Annotated in this window: 11 protein-coding genes and 1 CRISPR repeat array; of the genes, 5 read left to right on the forward strand and 6 right to left on the reverse strand. The window is 71.6% G+C overall.

Annotation, left to right across the window (positions count from 1 at the left end; translation table 11 throughout):
• The first annotated feature begins 48 nt into the window (after window positions 1–48).
• A CRISPR array of direct repeats spans window positions 49–321; the repeat unit is 28 nt; unit sequence GGATCACCCCCGCGTGCGCGGGGAGCAG.
• A gap of 188 nt (window positions 322–509) precedes the next feature.
• A complete protein-coding gene (locus ACIG87_RS03415) occupies window positions 510–1523 on the forward strand; it encodes a serine/threonine protein phosphatase (protein WP_396847758.1) in 1014 nt (337 codons plus the stop codon).
• Window positions 1524–1565: 42 nt separating this feature from the next.
• Here the strand turns inward: ACIG87_RS03415 and ACIG87_RS03420 are convergent, their stop codons facing one another.
• The 6 genes from ACIG87_RS03420 to ACIG87_RS03445 form a co-directional block, all read right to left on the reverse strand.
• On the reverse strand, window positions 1566–3953 hold the full coding sequence (locus ACIG87_RS03420) for an ABC transporter permease (RefSeq protein ID WP_396847760.1): 2388 nt from the start codon (window positions 3951–3953) through the stop codon (window positions 1566–1568).
• The gene (locus tag ACIG87_RS03425) at window positions 3950–4669 is read right to left on the reverse strand and encodes an ABC transporter ATP-binding protein (RefSeq protein ID WP_396847761.1); all 720 of its coding nucleotides are present in this window, start codon (window positions 4667–4669) and stop codon (window positions 3950–3952) included. The genes ACIG87_RS03420 and ACIG87_RS03425 overlap by 4 nt, the downstream gene beginning before the upstream one ends.
• A gap of 125 nt (window positions 4670–4794) precedes the next feature.
• Window positions 4795–5457, reverse strand: coding sequence for a response regulator (locus tag ACIG87_RS03430; RefSeq protein WP_396847763.1), 663 nt, complete (start codon window positions 5455–5457; stop codon window positions 4795–4797).
• Window positions 5454–6632 (reverse strand): sensor histidine kinase, encoded by a 1179-nt coding sequence (locus tag ACIG87_RS03435; protein ID WP_396847765.1) that lies wholly within the window; start codon window positions 6630–6632, stop codon window positions 5454–5456. Before ACIG87_RS03435 ends, ACIG87_RS03430 begins: the two co-directional genes overlap by 4 nt.
• Before the next feature lie 151 nt (window positions 6633–6783).
• A complete protein-coding gene (locus ACIG87_RS03440; RefSeq protein ID WP_396847767.1) occupies window positions 6784–8640 on the reverse strand; it encodes a sensor histidine kinase in 1857 nt (618 codons plus the stop codon).
• Window positions 8633–9322, reverse strand: coding sequence for a response regulator transcription factor (locus ACIG87_RS03445; RefSeq protein WP_396847769.1), 690 nt, complete (start codon window positions 9320–9322; stop codon window positions 8633–8635). Before ACIG87_RS03445 ends, ACIG87_RS03440 begins: the two co-directional genes overlap by 8 nt.
• 102 nt (window positions 9323–9424) lie before the next feature.
• Here ACIG87_RS03445 and ACIG87_RS03450 point away from each other — a divergent pair, with 102 nt between their 5' ends.
• The 4 genes from ACIG87_RS03450 to ACIG87_RS03465 are packed head-to-tail and all read left to right on the forward strand — an operon-like array spanning window position 9425 to window position 12891.
• Window positions 9425–10009 carry a hypothetical protein gene (locus tag ACIG87_RS03450; protein ID WP_396847770.1) on the forward strand — a complete coding sequence of 195 codons (585 nt, stop codon included), beginning with the start codon at window positions 9425–9427 and terminating at the stop codon, window positions 10007–10009.
• On the forward strand, window positions 9993–11039 hold the full coding sequence (locus tag ACIG87_RS03455) for a hypothetical protein (protein WP_396847771.1): 1047 nt from the start codon (window positions 9993–9995) through the stop codon (window positions 11037–11039). The genes ACIG87_RS03450 and ACIG87_RS03455 overlap by 17 nt, the downstream gene beginning before the upstream one ends.
• The gene (locus ACIG87_RS03460; RefSeq protein WP_396847773.1) at window positions 11036–11707 is read left to right on the forward strand and encodes an ABC transporter ATP-binding protein; all 672 of its coding nucleotides are present in this window, start codon (window positions 11036–11038) and stop codon (window positions 11705–11707) included. Before ACIG87_RS03455 ends, ACIG87_RS03460 begins: the two co-directional genes overlap by 4 nt.
• Window positions 11704–12891, forward strand: coding sequence for an ABC transporter permease (locus ACIG87_RS03465; protein WP_396847774.1), 1188 nt, complete (start codon window positions 11704–11706; stop codon window positions 12889–12891). Before ACIG87_RS03460 ends, ACIG87_RS03465 begins: the two co-directional genes overlap by 4 nt.
• Window positions 12892–13000: the final 109 nt, after the last annotated feature.

Here is a 13000-nt window from a genome sequence, read left to right on the forward strand (position 1 = left end):
TGGTGTCCGGACCGGCAGTACCCCGCACACCGGCTCTGCCTGCCGACAGGGATCACCCCCGCATACACGGGGAGCAGCACGGCGTCCTCTGGGAGCCCTCGGACTGGGTCGGATCACCCCCGCGTGCGCGGGGAGCAGCGTACGACGGACGGTGTCGAGACGTCCGGGTCGGGATCACCCCCGCGTGCGCGGGGAGCAGGCTGACGGCGGAGATGTTCCCGGCGGTCATCAGGGATCACCCCCGCGTGCGCGGGGAGCAGAGCCCGTACAGCGGCGACGCGACGTTACGCGGGGGATCACCCCCGCGTGCGCGGGGAGCAGGCTTTCTGAGCTGCGGTGCTATAGATCGACTTCCTGGTTTTCGTTCACTTCGGCTTTCAAGATCGCTGTCGTTCACGGGGGTTGCGGGTCGCGTAGAGGTTTGCTGCTGTCCGTTCCGTCAGCGTACCGGTCGGGTCGGTGGGACCAGTCGCGGCTGATCGACCGCGGCCGGCTGGCACGATGGTGCGATGCTCGCCGCCCGATGCCTGCGCCGTGACATCGTTGCGGCCTCGCTGGCGACGAGCAGCGACGACGAGTTGGTGGCGTCGCTGCGTGCCGTGCCCGACAGCGCTGTGGGCGTGGGCGGTGCCACCTCGGTGCTCGACGTCGACGGCGTGCCGGTCTTCGCCAAGCGGATTCCGATAACCGATCGGGAGCTGGCCCATCCGGACAGCACAGCGAACCTGTTCGACCTGCCGACCTACTGCCAGTACGGCATGTACCGCCTCGCCGGCCCGGGGTTCGGCGCGTGGCGCGAGCTGGCCGCGAACATGATCGTCACCGACGGGGTCCTCGCTGGCGAGACAGCGTCTTTCCCGTTGCTGTACCACTGGCGGGTGCTACCCGGACGCCCACCTGTCGTGTCGGAACACCTCGACATCGACGCCGTGGTGGCCCAGTTCGACGGCTCGCCGGCCGTGCGCATCCGATTCGAGGAACTGGCCGGTGCGACCTCCAGCCTCGTGCTGTTTCTCGAGTACATCCCCTCTCCGCTGCTCGACTGGCTGAACGAGCCGGCCGGCAGGGTCGAGACCTTCGAGCAGCAGTTGTTCGAGGCCGTGGCGTTCCTGCGCAGTCGCGAGCTGCTGCACATGGACGGACACTTCCGCAACATCCGGGCCGACGGTGACCAGATCTATCTCGTCGACTTCGGGCTGGCCACGTCGCCCCGGTTCGACCTGTCTGGTGCCGAGCGTGACTTTGTCGCGCACCACATCGGCCACGATGCCGACTATGCGGCGATGAGGCTGGTGAACTGGCTGGTCAGCACGGTGTGCGGGATGACGGTTCCGGCCAGCGGACGTCCCACTGCCCGCGACAGGTACGTGCGCCGGTGCGCACGCGGCGACATCCCGCAGGGCGTGCCGACGGCCGTGGCGAGAATCCTCGCCCGGCACGCCCCTGCGGCAGCGCGGATGACCGACTTCTGTTGGCGGCTGTTCGACGGTGACATCCACGCGGAGTACCCGGCGCACAGCTGACGGCCGACCATCAAGATCACCAACAGTGTCGGAACCGCCGACCTACCCGTCGGCGGCGAGATTCTCGGCTATCGGGAGGCGGATCGCCCGGCGGGCCGGAGCGATCGAGGCCGCCAGAGCCGCGAGCACCGCCACCGCGAGCAGCACGCCCAGGCGGTCCCAGGGCATCACCAGGGACGTCCCGTCGTCGTCCGTCTCGATCGAGCCCAGCGCCGACAGCGTGACGGCCACGCTCGCGGCGACGCCGATCAGGGTGCCGGTCAGGGCCATGACCAGTGCTTCCGTGGCCAGGGTGAGACGAAGCTGGCGGCGGGTCAGGCCGATCGCCCGGAGCAGGGCGTTCTCCCGGGTGCGTTCGACCACCGACAGGGTCAGGGTGTTGGCCACGCCGATCAGTGCGATGACGACCGCCAGCGCGAGCATTGCCGTGACCACGTCCAGGCCCTGGTTCAACTTGGCGTTGAGGTGCCTGGCGTACTCGTCCTGGTCGTAGACGACCGCGGCGGGGAAGGCGGCCAGGGCGGCGGCCAGGGCGGTGCGTGCGTCCTCCTTCGCGACACCGGCGGCCGGGTCGACCTGCACGTCGGAGAGGAACGGCCGGTCGAAGATCGCGGTGATGTCCTCGGGGGTGAGCCAGACCGTCCGGGTGCCGGCCGCGACCGAGGTGACCTCGAACGTACGCCCGCCGACCTCGATCCTTCCGCCGGGCGCGACGCCGGTATCGGCGGAGACAACCGCGGTTCCGGTACGCGACGTGCCCGTCTGGACATCGAGGCCGGCGTCCTTGTCGAAGAGCTGGTAGTTCGGGTGGGCGGCGGCCAGCTCAGGTCGCCTGCCCAGGGCGTCGAGCAGCTCGGCCGGCAGGATGCCGAGGTCGGCGGAGACCAGGAACGTCGCGAACATCTTCTCGTCGGCGCGCTGTTCGGCGGGAGCCTCGGCGCTGCGCGCGAGCAGCGTGAAGGTGCCGACGAGGGTCACGCCGACGACCAACGCGTTCGTCGTCGTGGCGATGCGGCGTGGATTGCGTACGGCATTGAGCAGCGCCAGGGACACGGTGGCCCCACCCAGCGCGCCGAACGGCCGGCGAACCAGCAGGATCAGCAGCGGCACCACGACCGGGCTGAGCAACAGGAAACCGGTGACGGTCAGCAGCGTGCCGGCAATCACCAGCCCCGTCTGGTGCGCGGCCGTGGCCCCGGCGAGGCTCGCGAGACCTGCGGCGGTGACGACGACGCCCCACACCCGGCGCGCGCGGCCAGTGGTGCGGGCGACCTGCACGGCGGCGTCGGAGAGCGCCTCCACGGGCAGGACTCTCGTGCCACGGCGGGCGGGCAGCAGCGCGGACAGCATGGTCACGCCGACACCGACGGCCAGGGCGACGAGCACCGTCTTCGCCGAGACCACCGGGCTGACATCGGCCGAGGCGCCGAGCGCGGACAGGCTGGCCGGCAGCCCGTACGCGAGAAGGATGCCCACCGTGAGACCGAGCACCGACCCGCCGAGGCCGATCACGGCGGCCTCCAGCACGACGGAACGGAACACCTGGCGGCGGGTCGCGCCGACCAGGCGCAGCAGTGCCGTCTCCCTGGTGCGCTGGGCGAGCACGATGGTGAACGTGTTGGCGATGACGAACGCGGCCATGCCCACCGCGAGCACGCCGAAGCCGAGCAACGCGTCACGGAACGTCTCCGCGTTGCCGACCGCCGCGTCCGTCGCCTGCTCCACCAGTCGGTCGTGCGGCAACGCCGGGGCGCCCACCGCGGCGGCGATCCGGGCGGCCAGCTCCTCGTTGGTGACGCCGTCCGCGGCGTCGACGATCACGGTGGTCGACGGGTAGCTGGCCACCGCCGAGAGGTCGGCGGTCGTCATGACGATCAGCGCACCCCCGTCGTCGATCGTGTCCTTGGTGGCCGTGGTCAGGCCCACCAGGGTGTACGTCCTGGCCGTACCGCCGAAGTTGCTGATCAGCAGCTGGTCGCCGACCCGCAGGTTCTCCCGCCCGGCGGTGCGCTCGTCGAGCACGACCTCGCCGGGAGCGGAGGGCATCGCGCCCCGGCTCGCGTCGAACGGCCGCAGCGCCGGGTCGGACGACACGTTGACGGCCCGATGCGTGCCACCGATCTTCCGGCCGTCCCCGGCGGCGAGACCCATGAACTCCAGCGACCAGGTCGCTTCGGCCGCCCGTACGCCGTCGACCCGGCGGACCCGGTCGACCAGGCTGCTGTCCGTGCTTTCCTGCGTGGTGACCTCGACGTCGATGTGGTGGTACCGCGCGACGGCGTGGCCGGTCATCGCCTTCGCCAGGCCGTCGGTGAACATCAGGCTGCCGCAGACGAACGCCACGCCCAGCACGACGGCGACGCAGGAGAGCAGCGAGCGGGTGAGGTTGGCGTGCGCCGTGCGCAGGGTCAACCGGAGCATGCCGCTCATCGGGCCTGCTCCAGCATCGCGGCGATCTCGTCGAGACCAGGGCTTTCCAGGGCGGTGGCGTAGCGGCCGTCGGCAAGGAACACCACGCGGTCGCAGTGCGCGGCGGCGTGCATGTCGTGGGTCACCATCACCACGGTCTGGCCGAGCGCCGCCACCGCGTCGCGCAGCAGGCCGAGCACCTCGGCCCCGGACTTCGAGTCGAGGTTGCCGGTCGGCTCGTCGGCGAACACCACCCACGGCCGGGTGATCAGCGCACGGGCCACGGCGACCCGCTGCTGCTGCCCGCCGGACAGCTCCGACGGTCGGTGGCCCAGCCGGTCGGCCAGCCCGACCGCCGCCACCACCCGGTCGAACCACTGCTTGTCCGGCCGACGCCCGGCGATGGTCAGCGGCAGCAGGATGTTCTCCCGCGCGGTCAGCACCGGCAGCAGGTTGAACTTCTGGAACACGAAGCCCACGTGGTCACGGCGCAGCAGCGTCAGCTTCTCGTCGTTCAGCGTGGTCAGGTCCGCGTCGAAGATCCGGACCGTACCGCTCGTCGGCCGGTCCAGGCCGGCCAGGCAGTGCATCAGCGTCGACTTGCCCGAGCCGGACGCGCCCATGACGGCATGGAACCGGCCTGCCGTGAACGTGACGTCCACGCTGTCCAGCGCGGTCACGGCGGTGTCGCCGTTGCCGTACACCTTGCTCAGGCCGATGGCCTGGAGACCTGACACGATCTCTCTCCCGCTCGTCGATGATCAGTGCCTTCGACGCTAGGGATCGGCGGACGGAACGGCGTCCACCACGGTGCTGGTTCGCCGGGTACGACCTGAGTCGTACCCGGGGCGGTGACTACGACTCAGGTGTCGCCGCCGGGACGCACCAGGCCTGACTCGTACGCGAACACCACCGCCTGCACCCGGTCGCGCAGCCGCAGCTTGGCCAGGACGCGGCCGATGTGGGTCTTCACCGTCGCCTCGGCGACCTGGAGCCGGCCGCCGATCTCGGCGTTCGACAGGCCCTGTGCGAGTAGCAGCAGCACCTCCCTCTCCCGATCGGTCAGGCCGGACGGGGCCGTCACGGCACCCGGTGGCGGCGCGAGCCGGCCGGCGAAGCGGTCGAGAAGCCGCCGGGTCACCCGAGGGGCCACCACGGCCTCGCCGTCGGCCACCACCCGGATCGCCGACAACAGCTCCTCCGGTGGCACGCTCTTGAGCAGGAAGCCGCTCGCCCCGGCCTGAAGCGCGGCGAACGCCTCCGCGTCGGTGTCGAACGTGGTCAGGACCAGCACCCGCGGCTCGGGACCGGCCGCGCAGATCCGCCGGGTCGCGGCGACCCCGTCGAGCACCGGCATCCGCAGGTCCATCACCACGACGTCGGCCTCGGTGGTACGCAGCAGGCGCAGCGCCTCCGCGCCGTCGCCGGCCTCGCCGACCACCACCATGTCCGGCTGGTAGTCCAGCACCATCCGGAACCCGGCCCGGACCAGCTGCTGGTCGTCGACGAGCACGACCCGGATCATGCCGGCACCGCCTCGGCGGCCAGCGGGATCCGGGCGCGGACCCGCCAGCCGCCGTCGAGGGCCGGTCCGGCGTCGAAGGTCCCGCCGTAGAGGGTGGCACGTTCGCGCATGCCGACCAGCCCGTGCCCGCTGGCGGGTGCCGGGGTGCCGCCGGCACCGTTGTCGGTGATCTCCAGTTCGACCGCGCCGGGCCGGTAGCCGACGCGTACGGTCACGGTCGGTGCCGGGCCGGCGTGCTTCAGCGTGTTCGTCAGCGACTCCTGGACTATCCGGTAGACGGCCAGCGCGATGCCACCGGGCACCTCGGCCGTTTCGCCGTCGACGATCAGGTCGACCGCCGCGCCCGCGGCCCGGGCCCGCTCCACCACCGAGGCGACGGCGTGGTCCCGGCCGGCTTCCTCGTCACCGTCGCCGCGCAGGATCCGAACCAACTGCCGGATCTCGTCGAGGGCGTCGCCGCCGGTGTCGGCGATCGTCCGCAGCGCCTGGCGGGCCCGGCCGGGATCGTGGTCGAAGGCGTACCCGCCGCCGTTGGCCTGCAGAACGATCACCGACAGCGAGTGGGCGACGATGTCGTGCAGTTCCCGGGCGATCCGGGCGCGTTCCTCGGCCACCGCGAGGCGGGTCAGGTGCGCACGCTCGCGTTCGGCGTTGTCGAGGCGCTCCGCCGCGGTCGCCTTCTGCTGGCGGAAGAACCGGATGCTCAGCGCGGCGGCCCAGACCACGGCGGCGTTCGCCAGCAGGCCCACGAAGGTGGCGCCGACGTCCGCCGGGCCGACCGGTGACCAACCGCCCCCCGCGGCCGACCGCCCCGTGACCAACAGGGCTGCGCCGAGCACGGTGGCGAGGACACCTGCCGCCGCCGTGCGCAGGGACGCGGCGTGGGCGACCACGGCGTGCGTGGCCGCGGCCAGGGCCACCAGCAGCGTTCCCTCGTGCAGTTGCGCGCCGTCGACCTCGATCGGGGCCGCCGCAGCCGACAGCACGGCCACCACCACGAGCACCGCGAGCGGACGGTGCCGACGCCACATCAGCGTCACGCCCACCAGCACGCCGTAGGCCAGACTGCCGAGCAGGAACTGGTGCCACCACCACAGGGGCAGGGCGGCCACCGAGAGGGACACCGCCACGTCGACCAGAACGGCTGAGTCGACGCGGCGCGGGAGGAAGGACATATCGCGAGGATAGTGATCCCCCGTGCGCGGGCACGCCTGCTCGCCGACCGCAGCGGCGTCTCCGGCCCGGTCCGCAGGCGGCGACCACCGCCCGGGATGTCGCTGCGCCGTGCCGTTGCGCGTACCGTCCCGGCTGAACCCTCGACCCGGTTCAACCTGACCGTTCGCGATCCGTGGGAAAGGGAGGTGCGCCGGCCGAGTCGTACGGCAGCCGCAGGGTGAAGGTGGCACCGTGGCCCGGTGTGCTGCTCAGCGAGACGGAGCCGCCGTGTGCTTCGGCGAGCTTGCGCACGATCGACAGGCCGAGCCCGCTGCCCCCGGTCGCCCGGCTGCGGGAACTCTCCGCCCGCCAGAACCGTTCGAAAACCAGGGCTTGCTGCGACTCGGGGATGCCCGGTCCGGTGTCGACGACGTCGATGACCAGCTCTGCACCCTCCGTACGGGCGCGGAGCGTGACCGATCCTCCGGCCGGTGTGTGCCGGATGGCGTTGGCCACCAGGTTGCCGAGCGCCTGCCGCAGGCGGATCGGGTCGGCGGTGCACGAGCCCACGCCGTCGGCCGAGACGACGAGTGCGACACCGGCGGCGACCTGGGTGAACGCGTCGGCGACGGCACGTAGCAGCTCGGGCACGTCGACCGGCTGCGGGTGCAGCCGCAACTCGCCCGCGTCGGCTGCGGACAGGTCCTGCAGGTCTTCGATCACATGTTGCAGCAGGACGGCTTCCTCGAGCAGCGAGGTGACCAGCTCCTTGTCGAGCGGCACCACGCCGTCGTGCGCGGCTTCGAGCCAGCCGCGGATGTTGGTGACCGGAGAACGCATTTCGTGGGCGATGTCGCCGACCATCGCGCGGCGCAGCATCTCGACGTGATGGCGCTGCTCGGCCATGGCGTTGAACGCGCCGCCCAGCCGGGCTATCTCGTCGTGGCCGGCGACCGTGACCCGGGTCGCGACGTCACCGTCGCGCATCCTTCCCGCCGCTGCGGTCAGCGCGTGCAGTGGGCGTACCAGCCGTAGGCCGACCACTGCGGTCACACCGATCGCGACCAGCAGGATGAGCCCGGTCACGCCGACGATGCGGGCGCGGTTCGTGGGGGAGAGGTCGAAGCCGCCGGCCGGTGCCAGGTCGCCGGGTTCGAGGATGAACAGCAGCGCGGCCGGGGGGACGTAGTCGGCGAGCTGTACGCGGCGGGCGGCGGTCAGGCAGGATTCCACGGCTTCGCGGTACGTGGAGTCCTGGCCGGTGGGGTTGGCCGTGACCCATCCACCGCCCAGGCTGACGGCGATCGGGGCCAGGCGTTGCCGGGTCAGGCAGGCGTTGGTGAGCTTGTCGAGCTGTCGCAGCGCGCGATCCTCGGTGGCGGTGGGCTTGGACAACCCCTGCAGCTGTCCGGTGCAGGGGGCGGAGTCGCCGTCCGAGCTGCTGACCCGGGGACGTCCGTTGGGCTCGCGGACGATCTCGGCCTGCGCGGCGGCGGGCACCACCCGGTCGAACTCATGCGGCACGTCAACGACGGCTGCGGTCGGCCCCCGCAGGCAGTCGAGGACGGCCCCGGCGAGCCGGTCGAGGGCCTGCCGTTCCTTGGCGAGCAGTTGGAAGGGCCCGACGACGCGTGGGTCGATGCTGCCCGGCGACGCCACCGAGTCGACCGCCAGCGGGTCGACCGTGGCTGACGCCCGAGCCGGGAGCGCGCCGGAGGCGGACCCGGAGGAGATCAGGGGTGTCCGGTCGAGCCGGGTCACCACGATCCGGCGGCCGGTGCTCGCGGCCAGTGATCGCACGAGCGGATCGGCCGCACCCCAGTCGCGGTGGGTGGCCGCGTATCCGAGCAGGGCGTCGTAGATCTTCGTGTCGTCGATGAGGGCCTGGCCGCGCTCCTGCTGGATAGCTTTGGTGGTCGTGCGTACGGCGAGCCAGGCGGTCGCGGCGATGGACAGCACCGACACCACGACCGACACGGCCAACAGCCGCAGGACCAGGCTGCTGCGCCACCACCGCCGCTCAGCCATCGGCCAGTTTGTAGCCGACGCCGTACACGGTGAGCAGCCGGGTCGGGCGGGCCGGATCCGGCTCGATCTTGCGGCGCAGGTTCATCACGTGCACGTCGACCGTCCTGGCGGTCACGTACGAGTCGACGCCGTGCAACCGGCGCAGCAGTTGGTCACGGGTGAACACCCGGCCGGGCTCGGCGGTCATCATCTCGAGCAACCGGAACTCCCCGGGGGTGCAGCTGACCGGTCCGCCGTCGACGCGCACCTCGTGGCGTACGGGATCGATCTGCAGGGCCCCCGCCTGCCGGAGCGTCGCGGGCCCGGTCGGGGCCGGAACCCGGGCCCGGCGCAGCAGCGTACGGACCCGGGCAGCCAGTTCCCGAGGGCTGTACGGCTTGGTCAGATAGTCGTCGGCGCCCAGGCCGAGGCCGAGCAGCAGGTCGTCCTCGGTGCTGCGGGCGGTCAGCATCAGCACCGGCAGCTCGCTGTCACGGCGCAGGATGCGGCACACGTCGTGCCCGTCGACGCGGGGCATCATCACGTCGAGCACGAGCAGATCGGGCGGGTTGCGGCGGATCTCGTCGAGGGCGGCGCGACCATCACCGACCACGGTCACCGCGTGACCTTCGTGTTCGAGGTAGCGGCGAAGCAGTTCGGCCTGCTTGGGGTCATCCTCGGCGACCAGCACGCTCGTGTTCACGGCAGCGATTCTAGGGGCCGGCAGGAGCACGAAACCGGGCAGAACAGGAGCACCACGGGATCACAACAGGTCCCTGACAAGCGCCGGCCAGTATCTTCCGCCATGACCGGATTCCACATCACCCGTCTCGCGTCGGCGGTGACGGTGCTGGCCCTGCTGACGGCCTGCTCCTCGCAATCCGACTCCAAGGGAGCCACTGACGGGACGAAGCCGCAGGTCGCGACACTGACCAGCGCACCCGCCACGACGGCCCCCCGGGTGGCGGCGGCCGAGGGCGTCCAGATGCGGCTGGACACCACCGACGAGGAGACCGCGAGGTACTGGGACGTCTACCAGGACTGCCTGCTCGACCACGGTGTCAAGAGGCAGACCGACACGGGCGGTGTCTCGGCGGGCGTCGGGTCGAAGGGTGTGCTGCTGGACAGAAGCGGTGAGCCCAAGGCCGCGTACGTGGCGTGCGCGGCCAGGAAGCCGCTGGAGCCGATCGAACTCGATCCCGCCCGGAACCCGAACTTCGCCGCCCAGTGGCAGGAGAACGTGCGTTGCCTGCGTGAGCACGGGCTCAAGGTGCACGTGACCAAGCCCGGTGAGTGGACCTGGGACAGCAGCGACACGGGGGTGCCCGACAACGAGGCCGAGATCGAGAAGCAGTGCATCGTGGAGACCTTCGGTGCGAAGAAGAACTAGCGTGCTGGGCGGCGTCGGCGTGCTCGTCGCGCTGGCGGCCGGCGGCCCGGTCGCGCTGCGTCTGCGGCGCCACCCGCCCGCAGCGCCGGCCCCGGTCACCCCGTCGGTCGCCACCGTAGATGTACACCGCACCGATCTCGCCGACAGCCGGCTCGTCGCCGGCACCCTCGGCTTCGGCGCGGCCCGCGACGTGCGGGGCAGCGGCACCGGGGTGCTCACCAGACTGCCGAAGGTCGGTGCGGCGGTCACCCGTGGCACCCGGCTCTTCCGCGTCGACGACCAGCCGGTCGTGGTCCTCTACGGCGACACCCCGATGTTCCGGGTCATCGACAAGGTCGGCATGACCGGCAACGACGTGCGCGAGTTGCGCCGCAACCTCGACCAGCTCGGCTACTGGAGCGCCGTGGCCAAGAACTCCGACACGGTCGACCAGCCGATGCTCGACAGCTTGAGGAAGTGGCAGGAGTCGCTCGGCGTGACCGGGCCGGGCGCGTTGCGGCCCGCCCAGGTGGTGGTGGTCGCCGGGCCCGGTCGGGTCAGCGAACTGGTCGCCGAGAACGGCACCCCGGCCGACACCGTGGTCCTCAAGATGACCGGCACCACGAAGGTGGTGTCGGTGCCGATGAGCGCCGGCGACGCGCACGAGATCAAGCTCGGTGTCAGGGTGACCGTCGAGCTGCCGGACGGCGGGTCCGCGCCGGCGACGGTCACCGCGATCAGCCGTTCGGTCGTGGCCGATCCGAACTCCGGTGAACCGCCCAAGCTCATCGTGACCGTCACCCCGACCAGGGCCAAGGACGTGGCCTCGTTCGACTCGGCACCCGTGCAGGTGCGCTTCACCACGGCGGCCCGCAGGAACGTTCTCGTGGTTCCGGTAGGCGCGCTCGTCGCGCTCCACGAGGGTGGGTACGCCGTGCAGCTCCCCGACGGCACGCTGGTGGCCGCCAGAACCGGCGCGTTCGCGGGCGGCCTGGTCGAGGTCAGCGGCGCGGGTCTCACCGAGGGCATGACGGTGGTGACCACGTCATGACCGAGGTGCTGGCCCTGGAGGGGGTCACCCGGGAATACCCCGGCGGGGTGACCGGGCTCGCCGACGTCTCACTCACCGTCGCCCGTGGCGAACTGCTGGCCATCGTCGGCCCGTCCGGTTCGGGAAAGTCGACCCTGTTGAACATCATGGGCACCCTCGACCTGCCCACCCGCGGCACCGTACGGATCGCCGGCAAGGACGTCACCCGGCTGTCCGACCGCAGGCTCTCCGACCTGCGCGGCGCCCGGATCGGCTTCGTCTTCCAACAGTTCCACCTCATCGAGGGGCTGAGCGCGGTGGAGAACGTCGCCACCGGCCTGCTGTACGTGGGCGTTCCGCGTCGGCGTCGGCGTCTGATGGCCGAGGCCGCCCTGGAGCGGGTCGGGCTGGGCCCACGGTTGCGGCACCTTCCCCACCAGCTCTCCGGCGGTGAGAAGCAGCGCGTCGCGATCGCGCGGGCGGTGGTCAACACGCCCGACCTGATTCTCGCCGACGAGCCGACCGGTGCCCTGGACACCGCCACCGGCCAGGACGTTCTTCAGCTGCTGACCGAGCTGCACCGCGACGGTTCCACCATCGCGGTGATCACTCATGACCGGGACATCGCCGCCAGCCTGCCCCGGCAGATCACGGTTCGCGACGGACGCCTCATCGGTGATGTCCGGTGAGGCTCGCGCCGACCGACGTCCTGCGGCTGGGCCTGCTGGGACCGCGTACCCGCAAGGCCCGCACGGCCCTGTCGGTGCTGGGGATCGCGATCGGCGTCGCCACCATGCTGCTGGTGACGGGCATTCCCGCGTCGAGCGGGGAGGCCCTGGACGAGCGGTTGGCCGGACTCGGCACCAATTTGCTCAACATCCATCCGGTGGCGATCGGCGACCATCAGGAGCCGCTGCCGACCACCGCGGTCGCCATGGTCGCCCGGATCGGCCCGGTGACCTCGGTCAGCGCCGTGGCGAACCTGCACGCGGTGGCCCGTCGCTCCGACCTGGTCGACCCGAACGACGGCTCCGGGCTGAGCGTGCTGGCCGCCCGCACCGATCTGTTGCCTGCGGTCGGTGCCCAGCTCAGCTCGGGCCACTATCTGAGCGAGGCCACCTCGCGCTTCCCGGTCGCGGTGCTCGGGGCAGCGGCGGCTACCCGGCTGGGTGTCCCCTCGATTCCCGCGACCGGCGGCAGCTTGCCACAGATCAGCATCGGGAACCGCTGGTTCGCCGTGGCGGGCGTGCTCGCGCCGGTGCCACTGGCTCCCGACCTGGACTCCTCGGTGCTGGTCGGCTGGGACGTCGCCGGCCGGCTGCTCGACTTCGACGGTCATCCCACCGTGGTCTACGTACGCGCGGACGAGAGCACCCTCGACGACGTACGCACGGTGCTGCCGGCCACGGTCAATCCGCAGCTACCCGGCACCGTCGACGTGTCCCGCCCGTCCGACGCCCTGGCCGCCAAGCGGGCGACGGCCACCGCGTTCGGTGCACTGGTGCTCGCCCTGGCCCTGGTGTCCCTGTTGGTAGGCGGCATCGGCGTGGCCAACACGATGGTCATCTCGGTGCTGGAGCGACGCCGTGAGATCGGCCTGCGCCGGGCGTTGGGCGCCCGTCGGGGTCAGATCCGCCTCCAGTTCCTCGCCGAATCGGTGACGTTGTCGGCGGCCGGTGGAGTGGCCGGCACGGCACTGGGCATCGGCGCTGTCGCCGGGTACGCCGGCTGGCAGGGCTGGCCGGTGGTGGTGCCGGCCTGGGCCGCCGGCGTCGGGCTGTGCGGCGCGGTGCTGATCGGCGTCATCGCGGGCGGATACCCGGCGATCCGTGCCGCCCGACTGCCCCCCACGGAGTCCCTCGGTGCGACGTGAACGCCGTCCCGAGCGAATCCGGATCCGAATCTCGAGGTCAGGAGCCGAATCGGACAGCTGCCGAAACACGAACCCCGGCGCGCCGAGGAATCGACGCCGTCATGACGAA

The organism is Micromonospora sp. NPDC051925 (genome assembly GCF_044548625.1).
In the GTDB taxonomy this organism is placed as follows: Bacteria; Actinomycetota; Actinomycetes; order Mycobacteriales; family Micromonosporaceae; genus Micromonospora.

What these genes read in the sequence shown, in the direction of transcription:
- ACIG87_RS03415 (WP_396847758.1), top strand. Translation starts at nt 510, where the DNA reads ATGCTCGCCGCCCGATGCCTGCGCCGTGACATCGTTGCGGCCTCGCTG.
- ACIG87_RS03460 (WP_396847773.1), top strand. Translation starts at nt 11,036, where the DNA reads ATGACCGAGGTGCTGGCCCTGGAGGGGGTCACCCGGGAATACCCCGGC.
- ACIG87_RS03440 (WP_396847767.1), bottom strand. Translation starts at nt 8,640, where the DNA reads ATGGCTGAGCGGCGGTGGTGGCGCAGCAGCCTGGTCCTGCGGCTGTTG.
- ACIG87_RS03435 (WP_396847765.1), bottom strand. Translation starts at nt 6,632, where the DNA reads ATGTCCTTCCTCCCGCGCCGCGTCGACTCAGCCGTTCTGGTCGACGTG.
- ACIG87_RS03450 (WP_396847770.1), top strand. Translation starts at nt 9,425, where the DNA reads ATGACCGGATTCCACATCACCCGTCTCGCGTCGGCGGTGACGGTGCTG.
- ACIG87_RS03430 (WP_396847763.1), bottom strand. Translation starts at nt 5,457, where the DNA reads ATGATCCGGGTCGTGCTCGTCGACGACCAGCAGCTGGTCCGGGCCGGG.
- ACIG87_RS03420 (WP_396847760.1), bottom strand. Translation starts at nt 3,953, where the DNA reads ATGAGCGGCATGCTCCGGTTGACCCTGCGCACGGCGCACGCCAACCTC.